The organism is Bacillus sp. AK031 (assembly GCF_053903065.1).
Map to the genome: position 1 here is coordinate 2,246,294 of NZ_CP096424.1, position 22,947 is coordinate 2,269,240.

Consider the following 22,947-nt stretch of genomic DNA (forward strand, 5'->3'; position numbering starts at 1 on the left):
GGCTATTAATCAGGAGAAGTATCATCAAGGAGGGATAGACACTGTGACATCTGTACAAGTTCTTTCAGCACCAGATATAAAAGATAATATGCTTGATCAATTTGAACGTTATCAAGAGACATCCACCGTGCTGAGACACCATGACGGTTTGTTTAAAGAAGAAAAGGATCCATTCATCGATGACTGGTCTGCAATTCGAAAACGGGAGATCGTTCAGCACTTTCGCCTATGTATAAAAGAGGGAGGTGCAGTACTGACTGCCAGCGAAAATGATAAAGTCAAAGGATTTGCAATAATCGAGCCAGGGACGTTTGGAACCGTGCATACCTATCGCGAGCTGTCGTATATCCATATTTCCAGGGAGGCAAGAGGAAAGGGGATAGGCAGGATGCTCATGGCGGCCGTTAAAGAAACCGCCAGATCAATGGGGACCGATAAATTGTATATTGGTGCACATCCTGCCGTGGAAACGCAGGCTTTCTATAGGAAATTGGGGTGTGTTCCGGCTCAAGAAGTGAATCTGGCAATTTATAACCGTGAAAAGCTGGATATTCAGCTGGAGTTAATTTTATGAACAAGTGTGTTCTATCTATGTCTGATTAGATTACATCAATCTTTTAAATAAGGGAGGATACTCATTTCTTCTCTCGAATGGTATAGATGAGGATACTATATTTAAGGAGGTACCGATTTGAAGAGTCCATTAGATAATAAGGTGGGAACGATTTTCATTCCTGTAAGTGATATTGAAAAAGCACGTGATTGGTATTGTGATCTCTTTGGATTTCCTGCAGATGGAGAGATTCTTTTCGGCCATTTATATATTCTGCCGATGAAAGATACAGGGGTGGTCCTGGATAGTAAGATATATTCTGAAGAAAATATTTTCAAGTTTTCACCATTCCATATTAATGCCGAGGATATCCACCACGCCTATCGATACATGAAGGAAAAAGGGGTAACACTGGTTTCAGACATTCAGGAAGACCTCTTTTTCAACTTCAAAGACCCAGATGGAAACCAGTTGATGGTTTGCCAGTGTTAACATATTATCATTATTAATTTTGTAAGCTTTCTAAATACATACCAAAGAGGTAGATAGGATGAGTGGAAGCGCTTGGAAAGCACTTGTCTGGATTGCTCTTTCAGAACTGTTTGCATTAAGCCTCTGGTTCAGTGCATCTGTCACCGCACCTGAACTCATAAAGGCATGGGATGCCGGCATTGGAATCGAAGCTTGGCTCTCCGCAGCAGTCCCCATGGGGTTTGTCATCGGGGCACTGGCCAGCAGTTATTTTGGACTGGCTGACAGATATAATTCACGCAAGATATTCTCTGTGGCTGCGCTGCTTGGAGCAACCGTAAATTTGATGATCATCTTTTCAGAAAGTGCATGGACAGGTATAACATTAAGAATTGCAACTGGAATCACCCTGGCCGGAGTCTATCCAACCGCTGTCAAAATGTTGTCCCAGTGGTTTCCGCGAAGGAGGGGGCTGGCGATCGGCATTCTGATTGCTGCACTGACACTGGGGTCGTCAACGCCCCACTTTATTGTGATCTTTTCGTCTTCTCTGAACTGGCAGGCTGTCATTGTCAGCAGCAGCTTATTGGCCGTCCTTGCTGCCTGCATCATCTATTTCCTTCTTGAGGATAATGAAATGTCAGGCAAGACATCGTCATTTGCGATTTCTTTTATTAACAGGGTGAGATCCAATAGACCTGTCATGCTTGCAAACTATGGCTATTTCGGTCATATGTGGGAGCTGTATGCCATGTGGACGTGGCTGCCTGTTTTTATTGCCGCCGCCATTGATCAACAGGGGGTTGTTCTTCCCTCATGGTCCGTTGCCATCATTTCTTTTATATCCATTGGAGTAGCAGGAGCAATCGGCAGTATTGCCGGAGGAATGATTGCAGACAAAATCGGCAGAGCTCAGCTTACGATTTTATCAATGGCCATCAGTGCTGCTTGTGCAGTTGGAATTGGTTTCACCTATGGCCACGCTTTATGGATGACAGCCGCTGTTTCATTTATTTGGGGAATATTTGTTATCTCTGATTCAGCACAGTTCTCAGCAGCCGTCACCGAGTTTGCGGATTCTGAGTACGTCGGAACGGCCTTAACTTTTCAAATGTGCATTGGCTTTCTGATCACGATAGTTTCCATCAACCTGGTTCCTTTCCTGGAAGCTTACATGGGTTGGAAATGGGTGTTTTCCGTATTGGCTGCCGGACCGATTTTTGGGCTCGTATCCATGGTTAAATTTAAGAGATATGAATCTTGAAGCTTACTGCGGACTGCTTTACAGGCAGAAAAAACCTGAATAGCTCATCCTTTCACGGGAAATCGTATGAAGTGAAAGGAGCAGGAACAGGATGGAATCTTTTAAGAAGAAACAGGAGCATCAAGCTTCTGTCGCACCTGGAATGGATGATGGCGAAGAATTGAATCAGGATGCAAGTGAAAGTGAAATTAAAAAAGGGGACTTCACGGAAGTGACAACCCTTTCTTATGATGAAGTAGATCCGAGTTAAATCTAGAAAAGCACTTGGCCAGATATGTGATGGCTGTAGTGCTTTTTTTATTAACATGGCTTTGTTAGTTGATGATGTTGTTATTTAGGTTGATTGCTGAATATTTTCTACTTTCATAAACTGCAACTATTTCCAAGTTATTTATTTGTTTTATTGAGTAGTTATCCTAAATCCAGATCATAAAGGGCCATGTTCCTTAGTTATAAAGACTTAATGTTTCATTGAAATTTGAAACAACTGTTGATAGGAGCGGAAGGTGTGCGATCTCCTGCGGGATTAGCGGGACAGGTGAGACCCCGCAGGCGAAGCTGAGGAGGCTCACCGCCCGCCCCGCGGAGTCGCACACCTGGAGCGGAAATCAGGCTACACCTTTTTTATAGGTTCCTAAAAGCAATATAACTCTTTATCAAAGCCATTTACATAATTCAAGGTCTCACACCATTGTTGAAGAATCTAGACTCAGTCAAAAGGCTGCCACGTTTAGCTCTCCTGGCAGACAGGGAAAACATACACATCAAGCTTAAATGAAAGGAAGGATCATCATGAATGTTATCTCTATTACGCGGACGATTGATGAGATGGGACGGATTCTCCTTCCAATAGAAGTCCGTAATGCTTTAGAGATTGATGAAAAGGGGTTACTTCTTAAAGTTGACGGAAAGCACCACTCCATAAGTATTCGTAAGGCGGGGAGAAATAAGGAAAATGGCAGTATGATCAGGCCGGTGGATGAGAGCGGGCGCATACACTTACCAGCTGCTGTCCGTAAAAAATGGGATTGGAGAAGCGGCACAAAGATCGGCCTGCAAGTGGAAGGTGAGAGCGGTGTTCTTCAGGAATGGGCGGCAACCTGTGTGATTTGTGGAATGAATCAAACACTTCTTCATGTAAAGAACGTACTGGTGTGCGAAGATTGCATCAATACCGGAAATGAAGCAATTGTAGGAAAATGGTCAGACATTCTAGGTCATCTAGTAAAGAAATATAAAAACTACTGTGATAATGCCCTCTCTTTCAAAGACACAGAAGACGTTCACAAGGCGCGTACAAAGGGCAGGAGACTCCGTACACTCATCCACTTTGTCGGAGTTGACAAGGAGCATGAACTGTATGAGCGCCTGAAAAAGGCACATGATGCACTGGGTGCGGTGAGAGAAGACGATGTTCTGATTAAAGCTTTTGAAAAAGAAGCAGTGACCAATGAATATGGTGATGTATATCGTCAACTCGCTAATGAGGCCAGAAAGAAAAGGAATAAACACCGTGAAAAACTGAAAAAACAACTCCCGGAACTGATAAACGATGATTTTCTTGCCTTCTGGAAAACGTTTGAACAAAAGGAGATACGAGGATATATATTGCCTTTGGATATAATTGCACAGCTTCAGAAGTATGAACAGGACTATAATTCAAGGGTGCAGAATTACGACAACGTGATAAAAGAGAAGGGAAAAATGTCAGATGACGGACTGGATGCACTTCACGCTGTCAGAAAAAAAGCAAAAAAACTCCGCTATATCTACAGCTACCTCGATAAGATGTATTCCGGCGATTTTAAAACAAGATCCAAACAATACAAAAAGGTGCAGAAGAAATTCGGTGATATCATTGACCTGCGCGATTGGCTTGAAGAAGCAACTAAACGGAAGAAAAAATCTGATGCCAAAGAAAAAGATGTAAAAAAAGTCATAAAACAAATGGAGGATAGACTGAAGAAACTGGTTGACCAAGTAGAAATATAAGCATGAAACTCCAATTGTAAATATTTTCAGATTCCTTTATCATTTAAGGTAAGAATTCAAGGAAACTGAGGAGTGGAACTTTGAAAAAGTTAACCTGGAATGAGAAAGTCAGTTTAGAAGAAGTGAAGAAATGGATCATGAAAGTGTCTGATGGTCAAGAGGTAAAAGGACCTGAACAAATCTTCCGTTCAAATGACTGGGGAATCACAGCCTTATTTCATATGAAAAGTGGGGGAGGCTTTGAAGAAGTCGTTTTCAAGGCAGCCTTCTTACCCATTTTTCATACTTCCCCATCGATTTATGAATTGTTATCCAGACTGGACTCAGGCTCGCTACCACATTATTTAGCGGGAGAAATACGAGGAGATGAAACCTGGATGCTGTTCGAAAAATTCGAAGGGACGCTCATCAGGGACGAGTCAAGCCTCGAGTCACTGATTGAAACAGGGGAAACAATGGCTGTTTTGCAGAAAGAAACAGCTGAATACATACATAAAGGTTTACATATTCCCTTTTTCAGCTTTAAGGAACTCTCTGGAATCCTTAAAAATTTCATTACAGAATCGGCTGATAATTATCAGTCGAACTGGAAAAATGAGAGTGAGAAGCTTGCCAGTCAATATACTCTTAAAGAGGAGGACCTCGAAGCCATCTCTGGTGAAAATACACTGAATTCTCTCTGTAAACAAGTGAAGGGTATTCTCGAGGAATTGGCTTCAGTGAATATCCCTTATTCAATTGATCACCTTGACCTTCACAGCAACAATGCTGTCCGTACTGCCGACGGCAAAGTTCTTATCTTTGACTTTGAGGAAGCCGTCATCAGCTGTCCGTTGTTTTCCCTTGAGAAACTGCTGGATGAAGCAGGCGAGATGGTTTCCGATTACAAGGGGATGGCCTATAAACTACCTTGGAATAACGCACAACTGAGATTAAGAGATGCTTACTTTGCTAAACTGGACGTGCAAATGGATCACCAGGAATTTAATAGAGTATTTGATTTGGTAATGGCGATTGCACCCCTGAAGTATGCCTTTCAAAGCCGATTTTTCATCAAGGAAGTTGGTTGGGACCAAATGGAACCGGCTTTAATGGCGGAAAGCTTTATAAAAGCGGTAAAACGAATGGAATACCTAAAAGTTTAGATGTCAGAATAAAAGACAGGCCGAATTTCTGGCCTGTCTTTTATTCTTATAATTGCGCAGCATACTTATTAAGTTCTATACTCATTTTTTCAATCTCATCAATAAAAGCAGAAATTTCCTGGGTCGATGCCGCTTGATTTTCTCCGACACTGACCACTTTTTCTATGGAAGATGCCATTTCTTTCATTGATTCTTGGAGATTGGTAATGATGCTCCGCACTTTTTCGGTAGAAGCAACCGTCTCGCTCGAAAGCTTACGAATTTCCTTCGCAACAACATCAAACCCCCGGCCCATTTCTCCAGCACGTGCAGCCTCAATTGAAGCATTCAAGCCAAGCAGGTTCGTTTGATCGGCAATTTTCTTGATCATGGTAATCACTTCATTCGTCTTTTCCATTTCATCAGCAGCATGATGGGATTGCTGCAACAATGTGTGGCTGATGTCAGATAAGCCATCCGCTCCTTTTTCCACATTACTGACACTCTCATTTGTGTGACTGACAGCGTCTACAATCTGGTCAGAGATTCGGCGAAGCTCTCTTTCGTTCTGCTCCTGCATTTGAATGGCCACCGCCCCAATGACTTTTCCGTCCTTGACAATCGGATTAGCAAGGCCTGTGAAAGAGATCCCAAAAAACTCGGCAGGAACTTCTTCTTTAATCACTTTATTATTTGAGATGCAATCAGCAAGAGGTTCTCTGGGATTGATCTTTTTACCAGGTTTGACACCTAGGTCGATTTTCCGGCTGGGATAGTACGCCAGCCATTCTTCCGTATTTGAAATTCCAATTGCAATATCAGGGAGCATTGAGGATATTAACCTCGAAACCTCAATATATGATTCTAATACACTCTTGTAATCATTGTTATCTGATGTTGTGACGGTATACATTATAAATCCTCATTTCCATGTGACTATTTTACTAGTATTATACCAATGAAGATGTCTTGAAGCCAAAATAAATGTGCTGATTTCTTAATAAATAAGAAGTCAGAACTCTTAAAGATTAATTCCACCCATAAATCCCTTATAATATTATTATGTTAACTTATTGAGAAAAAAGAACCTCCAACAAAAGGAGGTCCCTTAACTAATTAACTCCTGCTATGAACAGCACTGTAAGTCATCCAGCCGCCATCCAGGTTATAGACATCAAACCCATTCATATCTAGAATCCTTGTTGCAAGATATCCACGTAAGCCTACCTGGCAGGCAACATAAACCGGTTGATCAATCGAAAGCTCATCTAAACGAGACCGTAATTCTCCCAGGGGGATATTAATCGATCCGGGTATATATCCATTTTCTCTTTCCTTAGGTTCACGGACATCCACCAGCAATCCGCCTGCTTTTACAATCTTATCAATTTCATGCCACTGGACTGTTTGGATTTTTTCGTCCATGATGTTGGCAGCGACGTAACCCGCCATATTGACCGGATCCTTTGCTGATGAGAAGGGAGGGGCATATGCCAGTTCAAGTTCCGTCAAATCAAAGATCGTTAAGTTTCCTTTTATAGCCGTCGCAATGACATCTATCCGCTTATCAACACCATCTCTGCCCACCGCCTGAGTACCAAGGATTTTCCCGTTTTCCGGATCAAATAATAGCTTAAACGCAATCGGGTGCGCGCCAGGATAGTATCCCGCACCTTATACCCCCACCCCTAAACTAAAATACCTAAGTAAATAAAACAGTGATAAAAATCACACGGTCACTTCTTATGAAAGACGGTATATCAGCTTTGTCAAAGCAAAGGAATCCCTGAAATTGCATAACTCTCCGTGACGATACAAACAATATATGCTGAATGATACATAACAGAAGGATACTCAATGAGTACCTTCAAGGGTATATATATTTCATGTGTAAAAAATACGCATAGGGGTAATGGTAGAACAGAACGACAATCACCAGCTACAGAGGAGGATTTTTCATGTCAGTAAAAATGGTGTCATCAAAAGAATTAGCTGAAAAAGTGTTAAGCAAAGAGAAGGGTTTTATTGTAGACGTAAGAAACACAGATGCTTTTGATGACTGGAAGGTAGACGGAAGAAATGTCGACATCATCAATGCACCTTACACAGACATTAAAGAAAACGGGATTGGCCCATTTCTTGATAAACTGCCAAAAGATCAGGATATCCATGTCATTTGTGCAAAAGGCAATTCTTCCAAAAAGGCAGCTGAAGAAATCGCAAATGCTGGCTATACGGATGTATTTTCGGTAGAAGGCGGCATGGAAGCTTGGAGTGAACATTTAGAGCCTATCAAAATCGGTGAGTTAAAAGGCGGCGGAACAATCCATCAGTTTGTCCGGATAGGAAAAGGCTGCCTGTCCTACTTAATCCAGTCAAACGGAGAAGCCGCAATCATTGATGCTGCCAGAATGACCCAACCCTACCGAGAAGTGATCGCAGCTAATGATATGAAACTGACCCGTGTTCTTGATACCCATTTGCATGCTGACCATATTTCTGGAGGCAGGGACCTTGCAGAGAAGTATGAAGCTGACTATTACTTGCCCCCTAAAGATGCTGGGGAAGTCCAGTTTTCCTATCATCCGGTAAACGATGAAGATGAATACGAAGTCGGCAATACCACCATTAAAGCTGTATACTCCCCAGGGCATACAATCGGCAGTACTTCCTATATTGTCGATGATCACTATCTGCTCACAGGCGATATCCTGTTCATCGACTCGATCGGCCGCCCCGATCTCGCTGGAAAGGCAGAAGACTGGGTAGGAGACCTTCGGACAACATTGTATAAGCGGTACAAAGAACTAGCCGATGATTTGGTCGTACTCCCGGCTCATTATATGGGCATCGATGAAATGAACGAGGATGGCAGTATATCAGAAAAGCTGGGTACACTCTACAAAGAAAACCATGGCTTAAACATCGATAACGAAGATGAATTCAGGAGGGCCGTAACGGAAAATCTTCCACCGCAGCCGAACTCTTATGAAGAGATCCGACAAACAAATATGGGGAAACAATCTCCAGATGAAGAAAAACAGAGTGAGATGGAGACTGGGCCTAATCGCTGTGCAGTAAGATAAGCCGTCCATCCAGCGTATAAAAAAATTTATAAAGGAGAATGAAGATGTTTGATTATACTCTCTCAACAGATAAAAGTATCGAAGAAGCCGTTCACAGTCTCGAATCAAGCTTGAAGGAAGAACAATTTGGTGTCTTATGGACATTTGATATCAAAGAGAAGCTTCAGGAAAAAGGATTGGAGTTTGAAAAAGAATTCAAAGTCCTCGAAGTCTGCAATCCAAAAGAGGCACAGAGAGTATTGAATGAGAATACGATGGCAGGCTATTTCCTTCCATGCAAGATGGTTGTCTATAATGAAAATGGAGAGACAAAAATCGGAATGCCAAAACCGACATCGCTTATTTCCATGCTGAACGACGACAAAATGAAGGAATTTGCTAAAGACATTGAAAAGCGTTTGATCGGCTGCATGAAAAATAGTGTTTAAAAAAGAAGGAAGCCTCACAAATATTGTAACCAATAAAAAGAAGTTAAGAGGAGAATTCAGTTTGGATTCTCCTTTTAATATTGAATATATTTTAAAATCTGAAGTGGCAGAGTCACAACTTTAGTAGAATAAAGCTGGAGAATTGAGTCTTCCTTCATATTTTAAGCTGAATTTTTGATTGAGCTATACATAGGGTGGTATACTCTAAAAATAATTCTCCTTAAATACTATCTGATTGAATGAGTTAGGGGCTAGATGGGTGGTAAGCACCCTTTATGTACCACCTGATTCTGGGAGCATGAAGCTAGATGGTCGATAAACACTCTTTATTTACCATCTGATTCAGGAAACATAAGGCTAGATGGCCAATAAACTCTTTCTATTTACCGCCTGATTCAGTGGGCATATGGCTAGATGGCCAATAAACACTCTTTATTTACCACCTGATTCAGTGAGCATGAAGCTAGATGGCCAATTAACCCTTTCTATTTACCACCTGATTCAGCAGGCATGAGGCTAGATGGTCGATAAACACTCTTTATTTACCATCTGATTCAGCAGGCACGAGGCTAGATGGCCAATAAACACTCTCTTTTCACAACCTGAGTCCACAAGTAAGTGGGTAGCTATTCAACAAGCCTTCTAAATGTACCACCAAACTCAGTAAAGAAAGTGATCCCAGGTCAATATCATTCTTTAAATAAATTACCCTGAGGTAAAGTATCTTCATTATAAGCAGTTTTTATATGTATTAACTTTTCTATTGTTAAGATGGTGTCGAATGGAGCAAAAACAAAGAAAGAGGAAGCTAATAAAAGACGATGACAAGTACAATTCTTTCATAAATGAAGGTGTTGACTTTATACCCACCAGGGTATATAATGAGTTTTGTAAGGCTCTTCCTTTTAGATTGATTAGGGAGGTACAGTAATGTTATTATTGATTATCATAGTGTTAAGTATGATAATAGCACTATACAAAAGATATATTCCTGTTACAGGAGTTCAATGCATGAAGGACTTCCCAACTGTGACAGATTCCATAGAAATCTTAGATGTCCGGGATTATAACCAGTCATTTAATGATCCTATACCAAATGCCGTTAATCTGCCTGTTGCTTATATTAAAAGAAATTGGCAAGAACTCTCAGGTGCAAGCATCCATGTGATTGCGTCAACACAGGTAGAGAAAAACTTGAGCATAAGGCTTTTGAAAAGGAAAGGGTATAGGGTATCAGGATACACATTGACTGAAAATCAATCTCCACCCAACCAGAATAAAGGAAAGGGGTATTGCTATGGAGTATAATGATCAGGTCAAAAATAGAGTTAAACGCATGGAAGGCCAATTAAGAGGCGTTCTGAAAATGATGGAAGAGAATAAAGACTGTAAAGAAGTCATCACCCAGTTATCTGCTGTCCGTTCGGCAGTAGACAGAACTGTAGGCGTTATCGTAAGTTCCAACCTGGTAGAATGTGTCCTCGAAGCAGAAAAACGAGGAGAACAAACCGATGAAATGATCAAAGAAGCTGTCAACCTGCTGGTTAAAAGCCGTTAGAAATTAACGGGTTGACATTCTTTTTTTAACATAGTAACATACCCCTATGGGTAATTTGATTTACATTATAAACTTTTGGAGGAATGACAAATGAACGCAGATAAAACATTAGATGCAAAAGGACTGGCATGTCCAATGCCGATCGTTAAAACAAAGAAAGCAATGAACGATATGGAAACAGGCCAGGTGCTTGAAGTCCTGACTACAGATAAAGGTGCAAAGAACGACCTCACAGCATGGGCAAAATCAGGCGGCCATGAATTGGTTGATCATAAAGAAGAAAATGACGTGTTTACATTCTGGATTAAAAAAGGCTGAATTTTCTTAAATCAAAATATACCCCTACGGGTAGGGGTGGCAACTAGGAGGAGAAACTATGACAGAGAAAAAAAGAACAACGATTGTATTATTCAGCGGAGACTACGACAAAGCCATGGCTGCTTATATCATTGCAAATGGAGCAGCTGCTTATGATCACGAGGTAACCATTTTCCATACATTCTGGGGGCTTAATGCGCTTCGTAAAGATGAGAATATTGAAGTAAAAAAAGGCTTCTTGGAAAAAATGTTCGGCAAGATGATGCCAAAAGGCGCTGACAAAATGGGGCTTTCGAATATGAACTTTGCCGGCTTAGGTCCGAAAATGATCAAAGGTGTTATGAAGAAACACAATGCAATGTCACTCCCAGCTTTGATTGAAATGGCTCAGGAGCAGGATGTAAAACTTGTATCTTGTACGATGACAATGGACCTTCTTGGTTTGCAAAAAGAAGAGTTATTAGATAATATCGAATATGCTGGTGTTGCAGCATATTTAGCAGATGCAGAAGACGGAAATGTCAATCTGTTCATCTAATTAGGAGGCCAATTACAAGTGGATTACGAGTACATGAGGTATATTCTGATTGGAATACTGGTTATCATCATTATTCTTCGCCTGATTCCAGCCAGAGGTGTGAGACACCTTACAACAGCTGACCTGAAGAACGAACTGCAGGATAATGATAAACTGTTTATCGATGTTCGCACAAAGGGTGAATTCAACAAAAGAAACATTGAGGGATTTCAAAATATCCCGCTGTATGAACTGCCGTATAAGACAAAAGAGCTGACTTCGAATAAAGAAATCGTCTTGATCTGCCAAAGCGGCATGAGAAGCAACAAGGCGGCAAAGCTGTTAAGAAGGAAAGGCTTTAACAAAGTGGCGAATGTGAAGGGCGGCATGAGTGCCTGGTCCAAGTAACAGGACCCAGTCTCAAAAAAATCCGGCTCTTTTCCTAGTATTCTATTAAAAAGCGGGAAAAGAGCTCATTAACCAGGAGGTAACAAAAAATGAGAGAGATCACACCTAAAGAAGTAGAAGCAATTGTAAATGAAGGAAAACCAGCAAATATCATTGATGTCCGTGAAACGGATGAAGTGGCTCAAGGGAAAATCCTTGGTGCGGTCAACATTCCATTAGGTTTAGTTGAGTTTCGAATGAATGAATTGGATAAATCCAAAGAATATATCATGGTTTGCCGTTCAGGCGGAAGAAGCGGGCGTGCCTGCCAATTTTTGGAGAGCCAAGGCTACAATGTAATCAATATGAATGGCGGTATGCTTGCTTGGGAAGGTAAAACAGTATAATTTTTTTCAATAAAAATATACCCTACACAGTATAATCAGGAGGTAATAATATGGAAAATATCACAGCGAATCATGTATTGGATGCGAAAGGCTTGGCTTGTCCGATGCCGATCGTCAAAACTAAGAAAGCCATCACAAACCTTGAAGCGGGCCAGGTGCTGGAAGTGGAAGCAACAGATAAAGGTTCAAAGGCAGATATCAAAGCATGGGCAGAAAAAGCGGGGCATCAATATTTAGGTACTATTGAAGCAGGGGATGTACTTAAGCATTACCTAAGAAAGGCATCTGGAGAAGAAATGATTGAGAAAAAACATCCTAATGTTGTGAACAACGATGAGTTGGCCGCTAAATTAACCGGAAACATTGTCATATTGGATGTAAGAGAAGCAGCAGAGTATGCTTTCAACCATATCCCTAATGCCGTTTCCATTCCATTAGGTGATCTGGAGACCCGCATGAATGAGCTTAATAAAGAAGATGAAATTTATGTGGTTTGCCGTACAGGAAGCAGAAGCGATCTGGCTTCACAAAAGCTTGCGGAACGTGGGTTTGCCAATGTAATCAATGTCGTTCCGGGCATGAGCCAGTGGACTGGAGAAACTCAATCATTAACCAAATAATCCGTACCCGGAAAGATCATAGAAACTGTACAAGGCACCCATTCAAATTTTTTTACAACAAATAATACCTTAGGGGGTAAATAATAATGGCTGTAAAATCAATGAATTCAAAAGAAGTAACGACAAAAGTATTCAATAATGAAGAATTATTCATCCTGGATGTACGAAACGAAGATTCATTCGCCGACTGGAAGATCGAGGGACATAAGTTTGATTATTTAAACGTTCCTTATTTTGAATTATTAGATGGTGTGGAAGAAATCATGGACAAACTTCCTCGAGATAAAGACATCCTTGTGGTGTGTGCGAAAGAAGGGTCATCTGTCATGGTAGCGGAAATGCTTTCAGATGAAGGCTTGGATACAGCTTACCTCGAAGGTGGTATGAAAGCATGGAGTGAACACTTGGAGCCGGTTAAGATCGGTGACTTGAAAGACGATGGAGAACTTTATCAGTTCGTCCGAATCGGTAAAGGCTGCCTTTCTTACATGGTTGTTTCAAACGGCGAAGCAGCGATTATCGACTCTACCAGAATGGCAGAAGTATACACAGAATTCGCTGACAACCTAAATGCGAAAATCACTCATGTATTTGATACTCATCTTCACGCCGACCACATCTCAGGCGGCCGTGTAATTGCAGAAAAAACAGGTGCGACATACTGGCTGCCACCAAAAGATGCTGAGGAAGTAACCTTTGAATATGCAGGATTGGAAGACGGCAATGAAGTGAAAATCGGTAACACGAAAATCAACATTCATGCATTATACTCACCAGGGCACACAATCGGTTCTACTTCATTTGTTGTAGACGAACAATTCTTGATGACTGGAGACATCCTGTTCATCGATTCAATTGGAAGACCTGACCTTGCAGGCTTAGCTGAAGACTGGGTTGGAGATCTTCGTGAAACTCTTTACTCTCGTTACAAAGAACTTTCAAACAATCTCATCGTTCTGCCTGCTCACTTCATGATTATCGATGAGTTGAACGAAGATGGCAGCGTATCAGAAAAACTGGGTGTTCTATATGAGCAAAACCACGGCTTGAATATCGAAGACGAAGGGGAGTTCAGGTCTCTTGTTACGGAAAACCTTCCTCCACAGCCGAATGCTTATCAAGAAATCCGAAAGACAAATATGGGTAAAATCTCTCCGGATAATGACGAGCAGCGAGAAATGGAAATCGGGCCAAACCGATGTGCGGTGAGATAGTGTTCTGGTATGTTAGCTTGAGCCGGTCGAAATACTGGCCGGCTTTACACGGCTGGTTTCCAATAGAATCCACTTTTAACTTTATCGGCGTTTCCAGCTGATTTATCGGCGGAAATGAGTCGTTTATCGGCGCTTTTGCTTAGTTTATCGGCGTTTCTCTGACCTTTATCGGCGAAAACCAAATGTTTATCGGCCAAACGACAAATTCCGACAAAATCGCATCAAAAAAATAACTACTAATTAGGAGGCTATTAAAATGGAATCAACAAAAGTACTCGACGCAAAAGGCCTGGCATGTCCAATGCCAATCGTTAAAACAAAGAAAGCAATCAACGAATTACAAACAGGGGACATCCTCGAAATTCATGCGACAGACAAAGGTGCCAAGAGTGACCTGACTGCCTGGGCAAAATCAGGCGGCCATGAACTGATTAATCATGAAGAAGAAAACGATGTCTTCAAGTTTTGGATCAAAAAGGGCTGATACTATAAGGGAACCTAAAGACGGTTCCCTTTTTTTAAGGAGGTAAACAAAATGGATTTAAGCTTCATTATCGTCATATTTTTAATTGGATTCATAGGTTCTTATATCTCAGGAATGCTAGGAATCGGCGGTTCGATCATCAAGTATCCGATGCTTCTCTACATTCCGCCATTATTCGGGTTGGCCGCCTTCAGTGCCCATGAAGTTTCAGGGATCAGCGCCGTGCAGGTTTTCTTCGCAACGATTGGCGGTGTTTGGGCTTACCGTAAAGGCGGCTACCTGAACAAAACCTTGATTGCTTATATGGGTGGAGCCATTCTGCTTGGCAGTTTCATAGGTGGTTATGGTTCAAAATTGATGTCAGAAGGCGGCATCAATCTAGTGTATGGTGTGCTGGCATTGATTGCTGCCGTCATGATGTTCATTCCCAAAAAAGGGATCGACGATATTCCTCTTGATCAGGTCACATTTAATAAGTGGCTGGCTGCTTCCCTTGCCTTGATTGTTGGCGTAGGAGCAGGAATTGTTGGTGCTGCAGGTGCCTTTTTACTTGTACCCATCATGCTGGTGGTATTAAAAATCCCAACGCGTATGACAATCGCATCTTCACTCGCCATCACATTCATTTCTTCAATCGGTGCCACGGTCGGAAAGATTACAACCGGGCAGGTAGAATATATGCCCGCACTTGTTATGGTAGTTGCCAGCTTGATTGCTTCACCACTGGGGGCAATGGCAGGCAAGAAAGTTAATACCAAGTTACTTCAATATATTTTGGCTGTCTTAATCCTTGGAACAGCAATAAAAATCTGGATGGATATCCTATAAATTGGTTTATTTCACTGATATTTGAGATACTGATTACTATACAGCTATCATATGGGAGGGTTGAACATGATAAAAGCTACTCAAGCTGCCATTACACAAATCAAATCTGAAGTTGAAGACGTCATTAATGAAGGAAAGACTCCGTTTATAAGGCTGGAAATGGGAATTGGCTGAGGAGGCCCTCAGCTTCGCCTGACTCTGGAGGAGTCGGCTTTAGAAAAAGATCAGGCAATAGAAATTGAAGGAATTCAATTTCTCATTAACGAAAATGATTCTGTTTATTTTCATAATGTAAAAGTGGATTACATAAAGACCCCGTTTGGCGGAGGCCAATTCAAAATCCTCACTATATAAATAGAGGTGAGTATAGTGTATCAGCCAGACAGATGTAAAGGTAATGGGTGAGGCACCAACAAGAAAAAGGGGACCCGGTTCGGTTACCCGCCAATATGACCGGCGATGCTTATATGGCTCCTGGCAGGAGTCATTTTATTGATTAACAAACTATTTTGGTAAGGGAGAGGCCTATATCAGCCTCTCTCTTTCATAGCACAGTCAGAATTCACCATTTTATTAACAATTCATCCTTTTATTGACCGTCTGAGACTATATACAAAACATGAATAGGAGTTCAACCGAAGTTGAAACTAATAACATATTATCGGACGAGGTGACGTCTTCATGAAGCAGCGAGAGTCTAAACAGCCTGATTCAGTTACTCCCAGCATAGAATCGAAATACATACAGCAGCACCTCGCCAGTGAACGGACATATCTGGCCTGGATCAGAACGGCCATTGCCATCATTGGTGTTGGCTTTCTTGTAACGAACCTGCATTTCACAATGAAAGCCAGCCTATCTCCAGTTGGTGATTTACTGGCGAATATTATAGGTCTATCTTCAGTAGGGCTCGGCATTTTGACGATCATCATGGCAAGTGTGACCTATATCAGAAAAATAGATGCGATTAATAATCAATCATTCCGGACATCGAAATTAACGATTCTAACACTGGGCATTTTCGTCATTGTCATCGCTCTACTATTCGGTGCATATTTCTTATTGGTTTAATACCTCCAAAATGGGCTCATCTTTATGTAACTTGTTATCCTTCCTGCCGTCTAATCTGGTGTATAAGGAAAATCTTAGCAAGTACATCAAGAGAATTCATAATGGGGGTTTTACTATGAAGAAAAGCAAATTACTGAAATCGGCAGGCTTGGCTTTGGCCATTTCCGCTCTAAGCGTATCCAGTGCAGGTGCTGCTGGTTTCCACCTGATCCAGAAAGGAGATACACTCTGGAGCCTGTCTCAGAAGTTCGGGATGACAGTGGAGCAGCTGAAGGACACCAATAACCTGGATTCAAACATGATTTATGCCGGCGATAAGCTTCAGGTCAAAAAGCTTGTCACTGTCAAAAAAGGAGATACGTTATGGAGTCTTGCCAAAAAGAATAATAGTACTGTTGGACAATTAAAACATGTAAATCGGTTGAAATCAGATACCATTTATATAGGGCAAAGCCTTGTAATCCCGAATGTGGAGATAGTGAGGGCAGGCGATACACTTTGGAGCATAGGCAAAAAATACGGCCTCACAGTGAAAGAGCTCAAACAGAGAAATGGGTTGAAAACAGACCTTATCTTCGTCGGCCAGGTATTACAAGTAAATAAAACAACAGCCGATATACCAACCGGATATAATGCCGATAAAGTGACACCCGGCTTAACACCCTATATCGGATACTACTATACTTCAGAGGAGCCAAGAAAATTCATTTTACAGTCTGCCAATGATGATGCCTATTTTGTAAGAGTAGAGGTTTTGGACTTCAACTCCGACATGGACAGAGTGAAGAATAATGCTGAAGAACAACTGACGGCGCTTGGAAAAGTCTCTGAACTTTCAACGAGCAATTCAGTGCCTTTTTACAAAGGGGCCAATTTCTTGCTGCACGCACATGATTCAGAGGTGCAGACGAATATAGTCGTCAAAGAAGTGGACGGTGTGCTCTTAAAGTTTACGATTCATTATCGAAATGCAGAAGAGTCTGAAGGGATTGTTCCTGAGTTATTGAAAATGCTGAATTCTATCAAAATAAAGTGAACGGTTACGCTGTCTCATTTGAGGCAGCTTTTTTATTTTAATTTCTATCAAAGATCATTGTAAATAATCTTAATGCTGTTTACAGATAATAACAAAAAAGGAGAGGATAAAAATGGCTGTATCGGAACTTTTGATCAGGGTCGTCATCGCATTTGCTGCTTTACTCGTATTGGCACGCATCGCCGGCAGAAAAGAGATCAGCCAGATGACCTTCTTTAATTTTGTTTCCGCAATTACCATGGGTACTATTGGAGGCTCGATCATCACGTCAGCTGATTTCAGCATCCGGAACGGTCTGTTGGCACTGGCAGGGTGGCTCGCCTTAACCTTGATTTTTGGTTACATAGATATCAAATCCAAAACAGCACGGAAATTTATTGAGGGTGAACCCATCATTGTGATAAAGCAGGGAAAAATCATGGAGAAGGCTTTACGAAAATGCCGACTCGATATGGATGCTTTGATGATTTTACTGAGGGAAAACAAAGCTTTTTCAGTTAAAGAAGTGGATTACGCCATTTTTGAGACGGATGGAAAATTATCTGTTTTGAAAAAACAGGCCCAGCAGCCTTTAACGAAAAAGGATATGAACGTAGCACCAACATTAGAGAAATTTCCATCAGCTACTGAAGTGATTTCAGACGGAAAAATCAATGTAAACAACCTGAAGAGGCTGAATTTGCAAGAAAACTGGCTTGAGCAGCAGTTAAACCAGAATGGAATCGATTCAGTATCAGATGTCTTTTATGCTGAAGTTCAAAAGGATGGGTCTTTATATATTGACAGCCGAAAAGATCACATGACTCACTAAATAAAGAATTTGTCCAATCGCTTGTCTCATCTTCTGAATAGACTGTATCAGGAGGTGAGCTTTTTATGGAGAGGCTTGTAGACTTCTTAAAGAAATGGCTGACTCTGAAAAATGAGGACTGCCCTTGCATTCCATCTGGCTGTGAAGGGGAGAAATGTGTACAGTTGAAAGAAAAATTAGCTGACTCAACAAGATTTGACGCTCACTCAAAAATCATTTTTCACTATATGAACCAAAAAGTGCCCCTGAATGATGCTCTTTCAGCCATGGAATCACTCGGACCAGGATGGAGAATTGCAACGGGGAATGAACTGATGCAAATCAGCGGATTATTTGGCTACATTGAAAAGAGTTCATTTATTCATTGTCCTGTATTGACCTGGGTAAGGATTGGTGAAACTTACACAATAGTTATTCTTAATCCATGTTCAGAGGATGTCATTGAGATATGTGAACAGCAACGGAACTGCAAAGCTGAAGTGATTTATGTATTCGAAAAAGAAAACATGGAGGGGTAATGGACAAATGTTCATTACCTTTTTTACAATCATCGAGAAATTTTTTTCGAAGACTAAGCATTAATTCAGCAAGTTTTTTCGATTTGGATTATACTAGGATAATGAATTGAATTGATCTCGTTTGTGTTGATTGAAAATACTGATTTGGAGTTATGAATATGAGTTTTATATTGATTGTTTTGCCTGTTTTTATTATCCTTTCGGTTGGTTTTATTGGCCAGAAGGTACTTAATCTCGATATTAAATCGATTTCAACAGCAGCTCTCTACTTAATGCTGCCGTTTTTGGCTTTCCAAACCTTCTATGAAAATGAATTAAATATGAATTATTTGTACATCGTCCTATTCTGTGTTTTTCTTCTATTAGGCTTGATCGTCGTTTCTCTAATTGCCGGGAAGATGACAAACAGGCCGAATACGAAAACATCGGCTTTTGTACTGGCTGGCGCATTCATGAACAGCGGGAATTACGGAGTGCCAGTTATTCTTTTTGCATTTGGTGAAAAGGGCTTCCAATATGCTGTCATTATGATGGTCATTCAATCCTTGTTAATGAATACAGTCGGACTCTATTATGCAGCGAAAGGAAGCAGCAAAGGGGCGACTCTGAAGGAATCAGTGATAAAAATACTGAAAATGCCCGTCCTGTATGGTTCCATCGCCGGACTTCTTTTTCAACTCTGTGCCATATCAATTCCTTCCTTTATTTATAATGCAATCGATCTCATTGCGTCAGCGACCATTCCGACCATCATGCTTGTCCTCGGGATGCAGTTAGCCAGCATCTCGAAAAAAAATGTGGCAATGAAAGAATTGTCCGGTGTCATTTTAATCCGCCTGGTGGTTTCACCGGTTATTGCATACGCCATTACTGTAATTTTGTCACTTGATAGTTTGCTTGCGAAAGTACTCATTGTGTTGGCAGCAATGCCGACAGCCGCCAATACCACGATGTTCGCAGTCCAGTTTGATACCGAACCTGACCTTGTCTCTTTCAGTACGCTGGTCACGACCTCCCTGAGCATTATAACAGTGCCATTGATGATCATGCTTATGTCTTAAGAGGCAGACGTTTGATCTTCAACTAACACCAGAATAAAAACCGCTACCCTGGCCAGGAGAGCGGTTTTTCTGTATTCCTATCCAACTTGCAGTACTTGCAAGGTCGGCATACTGTACGTGACATTCTCCGGTATCTCCGCGACCAGCTTAACAATGTCACCTTCAAGCAGCGAAAAGAGAACGGATGCACTCAATGTCTGCTGTTCGGTGGAGGAAGAAGCTGCAGTCAATGAAGAACGTATATCTACAGAATCATTTACAAGCAGATAAAACGCAGATGGACTGTTTACCGCATTCGAGCTTCCTTCAAGATTGACCTTATAATTGATTTGGTAGGTTCCAGCCTGTAAGACTTTCAATCCCTGGCTGACGAGTTCAGTGTTTGTTAAAGGGCCTGGAACATTCAGTGGAACGATTCCTGACTGGTTTCTTTCACCTTGAAAATACCCATACCCATGGGTTACCGCCAAGGCACCCGGATCACCCTTTTCACCTTTTGGCCCAGGGGGACCCTGTTTGCCCCTTGGCCCCCGCGGCCCTCTTTCACCGTTGCAGCAGCATGAGCAGCAGCCGCTCAATGCTTTTAGTTGTGAATAGTAAAATTCCATTCCTATGAACTCCTTTCTAAAAGGACATTTTTTTAAATAAGGCTATGTTAAAGATTGATTTTGTTTTAATAGGCATATTAATAAGATGCTGCCTGATTTCCGCTCCAGGTGTGCGACTCCGCGGGGCGGGCGGTGAGCCTCCTCAGCTTCGCCTGCGGGGTCTCACCTGTCCCGCTAATCCCGCAGGAGGTCGCACACCTTCCGCTCCAGTCAACTAGTATTTTACTCTGAGGATAAATGAATTTCTGTAATTGAAAATACAAATCGATTCCGTAATTACTAGAAAATGCTTTTCCTAAACAACCAATTTAGGACCAGACAAGTACTCTTTATTGTAAAAGTGGATAACTTGCTTCTTTAAATTCACATAAAATATCAGTAACTAAACTGTCGGGTCTAACAGGTCGGTTGCGCTTTTTTATTGTCTTATATTTACTGGTATATCGAGGAGGGTACCGCCTGCAGAGGATTGTACTGAAATCGATCTCGAAGCATCCGGCGCTATTGCAGATCCTTCAACTCTGTATTCCCAATTTCCCAGGCCATCTGCAAACGTTTCAGCAAGAACAGTCCCATTAAGGTCTTCTCCCAGGTAAATAGTGACTGTAACGCCCGCTGCCGCTGCATCCGTAGTACCGCTGATTCTCCACTCGGAATCCCTGGTACGGAATTCCGCACGGGTAATCGTTAAGTTATCGGCTTCAGAACTGATAGACACACTGTCACTTGAACTCCCGCCAGGGCCTGTCACTGTCAGTTCAAACACAAGGGTTGCCTGCTGGTTAGGGAAGGTGAACGTGGTTACCGGTTCAGTTGGTGAGCTTAATGTGACATCAGGACCTGAAACTTGTTCCCACAGATAGGAGGAAACGTCACCAGATGCACTTCCGGACAGTGTTACAATACTTCCCACCGCCGCTGACTGGTCAGGACCCGCATTCGCCTCTGGCGGCGGCGCTGATTCAATGACAGTGACGGTCACCGTATCAGCATCGGAGTTGCCTTCTGGCCCAAAAACGGTCAGTTGAAATTCCAGAGAACCATCGAGTGATGGGGCAGTGAAAGAAGGCTGGGGAGTGTCTGCACCCGTGAGCGTTACCGGTTCTCCTGAAACCTGGATCCAGCTGTATGAAACGATAGCACCGGTTGAATTGCTTCCATTCAGAGTCACTTCACTTCCCCATAGGACGGTCTGGCCGCTACCTGCATTAGCTGTCACAGGAAGTGGATCCGTGCTTCCTCCGGTAATAACCACTGAAGCCACAGCCATCCCTCCTGCAGACGATACGACTGTAATGGAATCAGGGACAATATCCAATTCTGACACTGTCAGTGTACCAGTGCCAGGAATTACATAGGCCCCATTACCAAAGTCAGAGACGGTAAGTTCCGGGTTTGCAAATTCATCACTTGAACTTGAAATCACCGTAAGGGTCGATGAATCGGTGTCATACATTGCTTCAGCCCAAACAAAATCCACCGGGACAGCGGTTTTCACTGTAACCGGAATATCAGTAACGTTTCTTATTGTCACTTCCGGTGGTATAGCTCCTGTATAATCTGTTCTGGCGAAATAAACGCCATTGCTTCCTATTAAACCTGCCTCCGTTAAGCCCTCACCTGAAACCTGGATATCCTGGGGAGTCGTATCGGAAGTTGCGAAAATATCAATAAATCCGGTTTCTTCTTCAATTCTTGAATAATTCACCCGTTCAATATCAAATCCTGACACAGCGGAAATCTTTCCTGCCAGGGTGAACAATCTGGTTTCTATCGTATTGTCAGGATCGAATCCAGGTGTTTGCGATGCATCAGGAGATCCAATGCCGATTCCCCGCCCTTGAATCCGGAAAATATTTTGCGGTTCACCGGTTTCATCGGTGAATACACTTCCGATAACCGCATGGGGGATGTCAGGATTTCCGATATATCCTTCAGGGGGAGACGGGGTTGCAGCCGGATCCCATTGCAGAAACGGATGGACACGGCTTTCCAGTGCAGATGCAAAATCCTGGACGACTCCGATATCCTGGGTAAAGTTGATTTCCCCTACTTCTGGTTCATCATCATCCGCCACTTCGGCTATGAAGGTATCCGTTCCATAAGGATGGGTGACGACATACTCTTCAGTTGAACGAAGGCCGTCCACCCTGATACGGACCCTTCCGAACACCATTTGATCTCCGTCCCGGGGAACTTCTTCTGCAAAAGCGGCTTCCAAAGCAAGGACAAGGCGGGCTCTTTCTCCAGTTCCCGTAGTCATCTCAGCTTCAGCAAGCATATAAAAAGCCTCAGCAGGAAAGTTGCCGGGAAACGAAACCGGGCTCGAAGGATCAGGAAGGTCCTGAGGTGCCAAGCCGGATAACGGGTCAAGTGGATTGGCGTTTAACGCTAACTTCAATCCATTCTCGTCTTTATACCACATCGGAAAACCATTATTGGGATCGATTGGCCCAACTATCATGATGTTACCTCCTTATTTTCAAATTGATAAAACAACATAATTTTCATAGAATCACTCCTGAGCTAAAGTAAAACTCTATTGGGGCAGGTAAAATTTCACATGTTTTTACCAATCCCTTACTATTCAG

At 42.1% G+C, this 22,947-nt stretch carries 25 protein-coding genes and 2 pseudogenes; 23 read left to right on the top strand and 4 right to left on the bottom strand.

Annotation, left to right across the window (positions count from 1 at the left end):
• Positions 1 to 43 precede the first annotated feature (43 nt).
• The 6 genes from M1E09_RS11560 to M1E09_RS11585 all read left to right on the top strand — a co-directional run bounded on the left by M1E09_RS11560 (position 44) and on the right by M1E09_RS11585 (position 5,425).
• A complete protein-coding gene (locus tag M1E09_RS11560) occupies positions 44 to 574 on the top strand; it encodes a GNAT family N-acetyltransferase (RefSeq protein ID WP_456271030.1) in 531 nt (176 codons plus the stop codon).
• A gap of 117 nt (positions 575 to 691) precedes the next feature.
• Complete coding sequence (locus M1E09_RS11565; protein WP_456271031.1) at positions 692 to 1,045, top strand: VOC family protein; 354 nt, start codon at positions 692 to 694, stop codon at positions 1,043 to 1,045.
• Between the two features lie 58 nt (positions 1,046 to 1,103).
• On the top strand, positions 1,104 to 2,288 hold the full coding sequence (locus M1E09_RS11570) for an MFS transporter (RefSeq protein ID WP_456271032.1): 1,185 nt from the start codon (positions 1,104 to 1,106) through the stop codon (positions 2,286 to 2,288).
• Between the two features lie 91 nt (positions 2,289 to 2,379).
• Entirely contained in the window at positions 2,380 to 2,538 is a 159-nt protein-coding gene (locus M1E09_RS11575) for a hypothetical protein (protein WP_456271033.1), read from the top strand.
• A 542-nt stretch (positions 2,539 to 3,080) separates the two neighbouring features.
• The gene (locus M1E09_RS11580) at positions 3,081 to 4,280 is read left to right on the top strand and encodes a CHAD domain-containing protein (protein WP_456271034.1); all 1,200 of its coding nucleotides are present in this window, start codon (positions 3,081 to 3,083) and stop codon (positions 4,278 to 4,280) included.
• Between the two features lie 80 nt (positions 4,281 to 4,360).
• Positions 4,361 to 5,425, top strand: a complete 1,065-nt coding sequence (locus M1E09_RS11585) for a hypothetical protein (RefSeq protein ID WP_456271035.1) — start codon at positions 4,361 to 4,363, stop codon at positions 5,423 to 5,425.
• A 46-nt stretch (positions 5,426 to 5,471) separates the two neighbouring features.
• Here the strand turns inward: M1E09_RS11585 and M1E09_RS11590 are convergent.
• A pseudogene (locus M1E09_RS11590) lies at positions 5,472 to 5,810 on the bottom strand (methyl-accepting chemotaxis protein); the annotation flags it as partial.
• A gap of 710 nt (positions 5,811 to 6,520) precedes the next feature.
• Positions 6,521 to 7,075 (bottom strand): annotated as a pseudogene (locus tag M1E09_RS11595) (rhodanese-like domain-containing protein); the annotation flags it as partial.
• Between the two features lie 287 nt (positions 7,076 to 7,362).
• Here M1E09_RS11595 and M1E09_RS11600 point away from each other — a divergent pair.
• From M1E09_RS11600 to M1E09_RS11680, 17 genes are all read left to right on the top strand, one after another.
• A complete protein-coding gene (locus M1E09_RS11600; protein ID WP_456271036.1) occupies positions 7,363 to 8,490 on the top strand; it encodes an MBL fold metallo-hydrolase in 1,128 nt (375 codons plus the stop codon).
• A gap of 44 nt (positions 8,491 to 8,534) precedes the next feature.
• Positions 8,535 to 8,918 (top strand): DUF302 domain-containing protein, encoded by a 384-nt coding sequence (locus tag M1E09_RS11605; RefSeq protein WP_456271037.1) that lies wholly within the window; start codon positions 8,535 to 8,537, stop codon positions 8,916 to 8,918.
• A 930-nt stretch (positions 8,919 to 9,848) separates the two neighbouring features.
• The gene (locus M1E09_RS11610; RefSeq protein WP_456271038.1) at positions 9,849 to 10,226 is read left to right on the top strand and encodes a hypothetical protein; all 378 of its coding nucleotides are present in this window, start codon (positions 9,849 to 9,851) and stop codon (positions 10,224 to 10,226) included.
• Positions 10,216 to 10,476, top strand: coding sequence for a metal-sensitive transcriptional regulator (locus tag M1E09_RS11615; RefSeq protein WP_456271039.1), 261 nt, complete (start codon positions 10,216 to 10,218; stop codon positions 10,474 to 10,476). The genes M1E09_RS11610 and M1E09_RS11615 overlap by 11 nt, the downstream gene beginning before the upstream one ends.
• Before the next feature lie 90 nt (positions 10,477 to 10,566).
• Complete coding sequence (locus tag M1E09_RS11620; protein WP_456271040.1) at positions 10,567 to 10,794, top strand: sulfurtransferase TusA family protein; 228 nt, start codon at positions 10,567 to 10,569, stop codon at positions 10,792 to 10,794.
• Positions 10,795 to 10,852: 58 nt separating this feature from the next.
• A complete protein-coding gene (locus M1E09_RS11625) occupies positions 10,853 to 11,332 on the top strand; it encodes a DsrE/DsrF/DrsH-like family protein (RefSeq protein ID WP_456271041.1) in 480 nt (159 codons plus the stop codon).
• 33 nt (positions 11,333 to 11,365) lie between these two features.
• Positions 11,366 to 11,719 (top strand): rhodanese-like domain-containing protein, encoded by a 354-nt coding sequence (locus tag M1E09_RS11630; protein ID WP_456274969.1) that lies wholly within the window; start codon positions 11,366 to 11,368, stop codon positions 11,717 to 11,719.
• An 89-nt stretch (positions 11,720 to 11,808) separates the two neighbouring features.
• Complete coding sequence (locus M1E09_RS11635; protein WP_456271042.1) at positions 11,809 to 12,105, top strand: rhodanese-like domain-containing protein; 297 nt, start codon at positions 11,809 to 11,811, stop codon at positions 12,103 to 12,105.
• A gap of 50 nt (positions 12,106 to 12,155) precedes the next feature.
• Positions 12,156 to 12,725: a sulfurtransferase TusA family protein gene (locus tag M1E09_RS11640; RefSeq protein WP_456271043.1), complete on the top strand. Its 570-nt coding sequence runs from the start codon at positions 12,156 to 12,158 to the stop codon at positions 12,723 to 12,725.
• Between the two features lie 86 nt (positions 12,726 to 12,811).
• On the top strand, positions 12,812 to 13,939 hold the full coding sequence (locus M1E09_RS11645; RefSeq protein ID WP_456271044.1) for an MBL fold metallo-hydrolase: 1,128 nt from the start codon (positions 12,812 to 12,814) through the stop codon (positions 13,937 to 13,939).
• Positions 13,940 to 14,195: 256 nt separating this feature from the next.
• Entirely contained in the window at positions 14,196 to 14,423 is a 228-nt protein-coding gene (locus tag M1E09_RS11650) for a sulfurtransferase TusA family protein (protein WP_456271045.1), read from the top strand.
• A gap of 51 nt (positions 14,424 to 14,474) precedes the next feature.
• Positions 14,475 to 15,251: a sulfite exporter TauE/SafE family protein gene (locus tag M1E09_RS11655; protein ID WP_456271046.1), complete on the top strand. Its 777-nt coding sequence runs from the start codon at positions 14,475 to 14,477 to the stop codon at positions 15,249 to 15,251.
• A 681-nt stretch (positions 15,252 to 15,932) separates the two neighbouring features.
• Positions 15,933 to 16,322, top strand: a complete 390-nt coding sequence (locus tag M1E09_RS11660) for a YidH family protein (RefSeq protein WP_456271047.1) — start codon at positions 15,933 to 15,935, stop codon at positions 16,320 to 16,322.
• A gap of 115 nt (positions 16,323 to 16,437) precedes the next feature.
• The gene (locus M1E09_RS11665; protein WP_456271048.1) at positions 16,438 to 17,358 is read left to right on the top strand and encodes a LysM peptidoglycan-binding domain-containing protein; all 921 of its coding nucleotides are present in this window, start codon (positions 16,438 to 16,440) and stop codon (positions 17,356 to 17,358) included.
• A 112-nt stretch (positions 17,359 to 17,470) separates the two neighbouring features.
• On the top strand, positions 17,471 to 18,169 hold the full coding sequence (locus M1E09_RS11670) for a YetF domain-containing protein (protein ID WP_456271049.1): 699 nt from the start codon (positions 17,471 to 17,473) through the stop codon (positions 18,167 to 18,169).
• Between the two features lie 65 nt (positions 18,170 to 18,234).
• Positions 18,235 to 18,687 carry a hypothetical protein gene (locus tag M1E09_RS11675; RefSeq protein ID WP_456271050.1) on the top strand — a complete coding sequence of 151 codons (453 nt, stop codon included), beginning with the start codon at positions 18,235 to 18,237 and terminating at the stop codon, positions 18,685 to 18,687.
• Positions 18,688 to 18,845: 158 nt separating this feature from the next.
• The gene (locus tag M1E09_RS11680) at positions 18,846 to 19,748 is read left to right on the top strand and encodes an AEC family transporter (RefSeq protein WP_456271051.1); all 903 of its coding nucleotides are present in this window, start codon (positions 18,846 to 18,848) and stop codon (positions 19,746 to 19,748) included.
• 77 nt (positions 19,749 to 19,825) lie between these two features.
• On the opposite strand, the gene M1E09_RS11685 is transcribed toward M1E09_RS11680, so the two are convergent.
• A complete protein-coding gene (locus tag M1E09_RS11685; protein ID WP_456271052.1) occupies positions 19,826 to 20,356 on the bottom strand; it encodes a hypothetical protein in 531 nt (176 codons plus the stop codon).
• 418 nt (positions 20,357 to 20,774) lie between these two features.
• Positions 20,775 to 22,820: a PKD domain-containing protein gene (locus M1E09_RS11690; RefSeq protein ID WP_456271053.1), complete on the bottom strand. Its 2,046-nt coding sequence runs from the start codon at positions 22,818 to 22,820 to the stop codon at positions 20,775 to 20,777.
• Between the last annotated feature and the right edge of the window lie 127 nt (positions 22,821 to 22,947).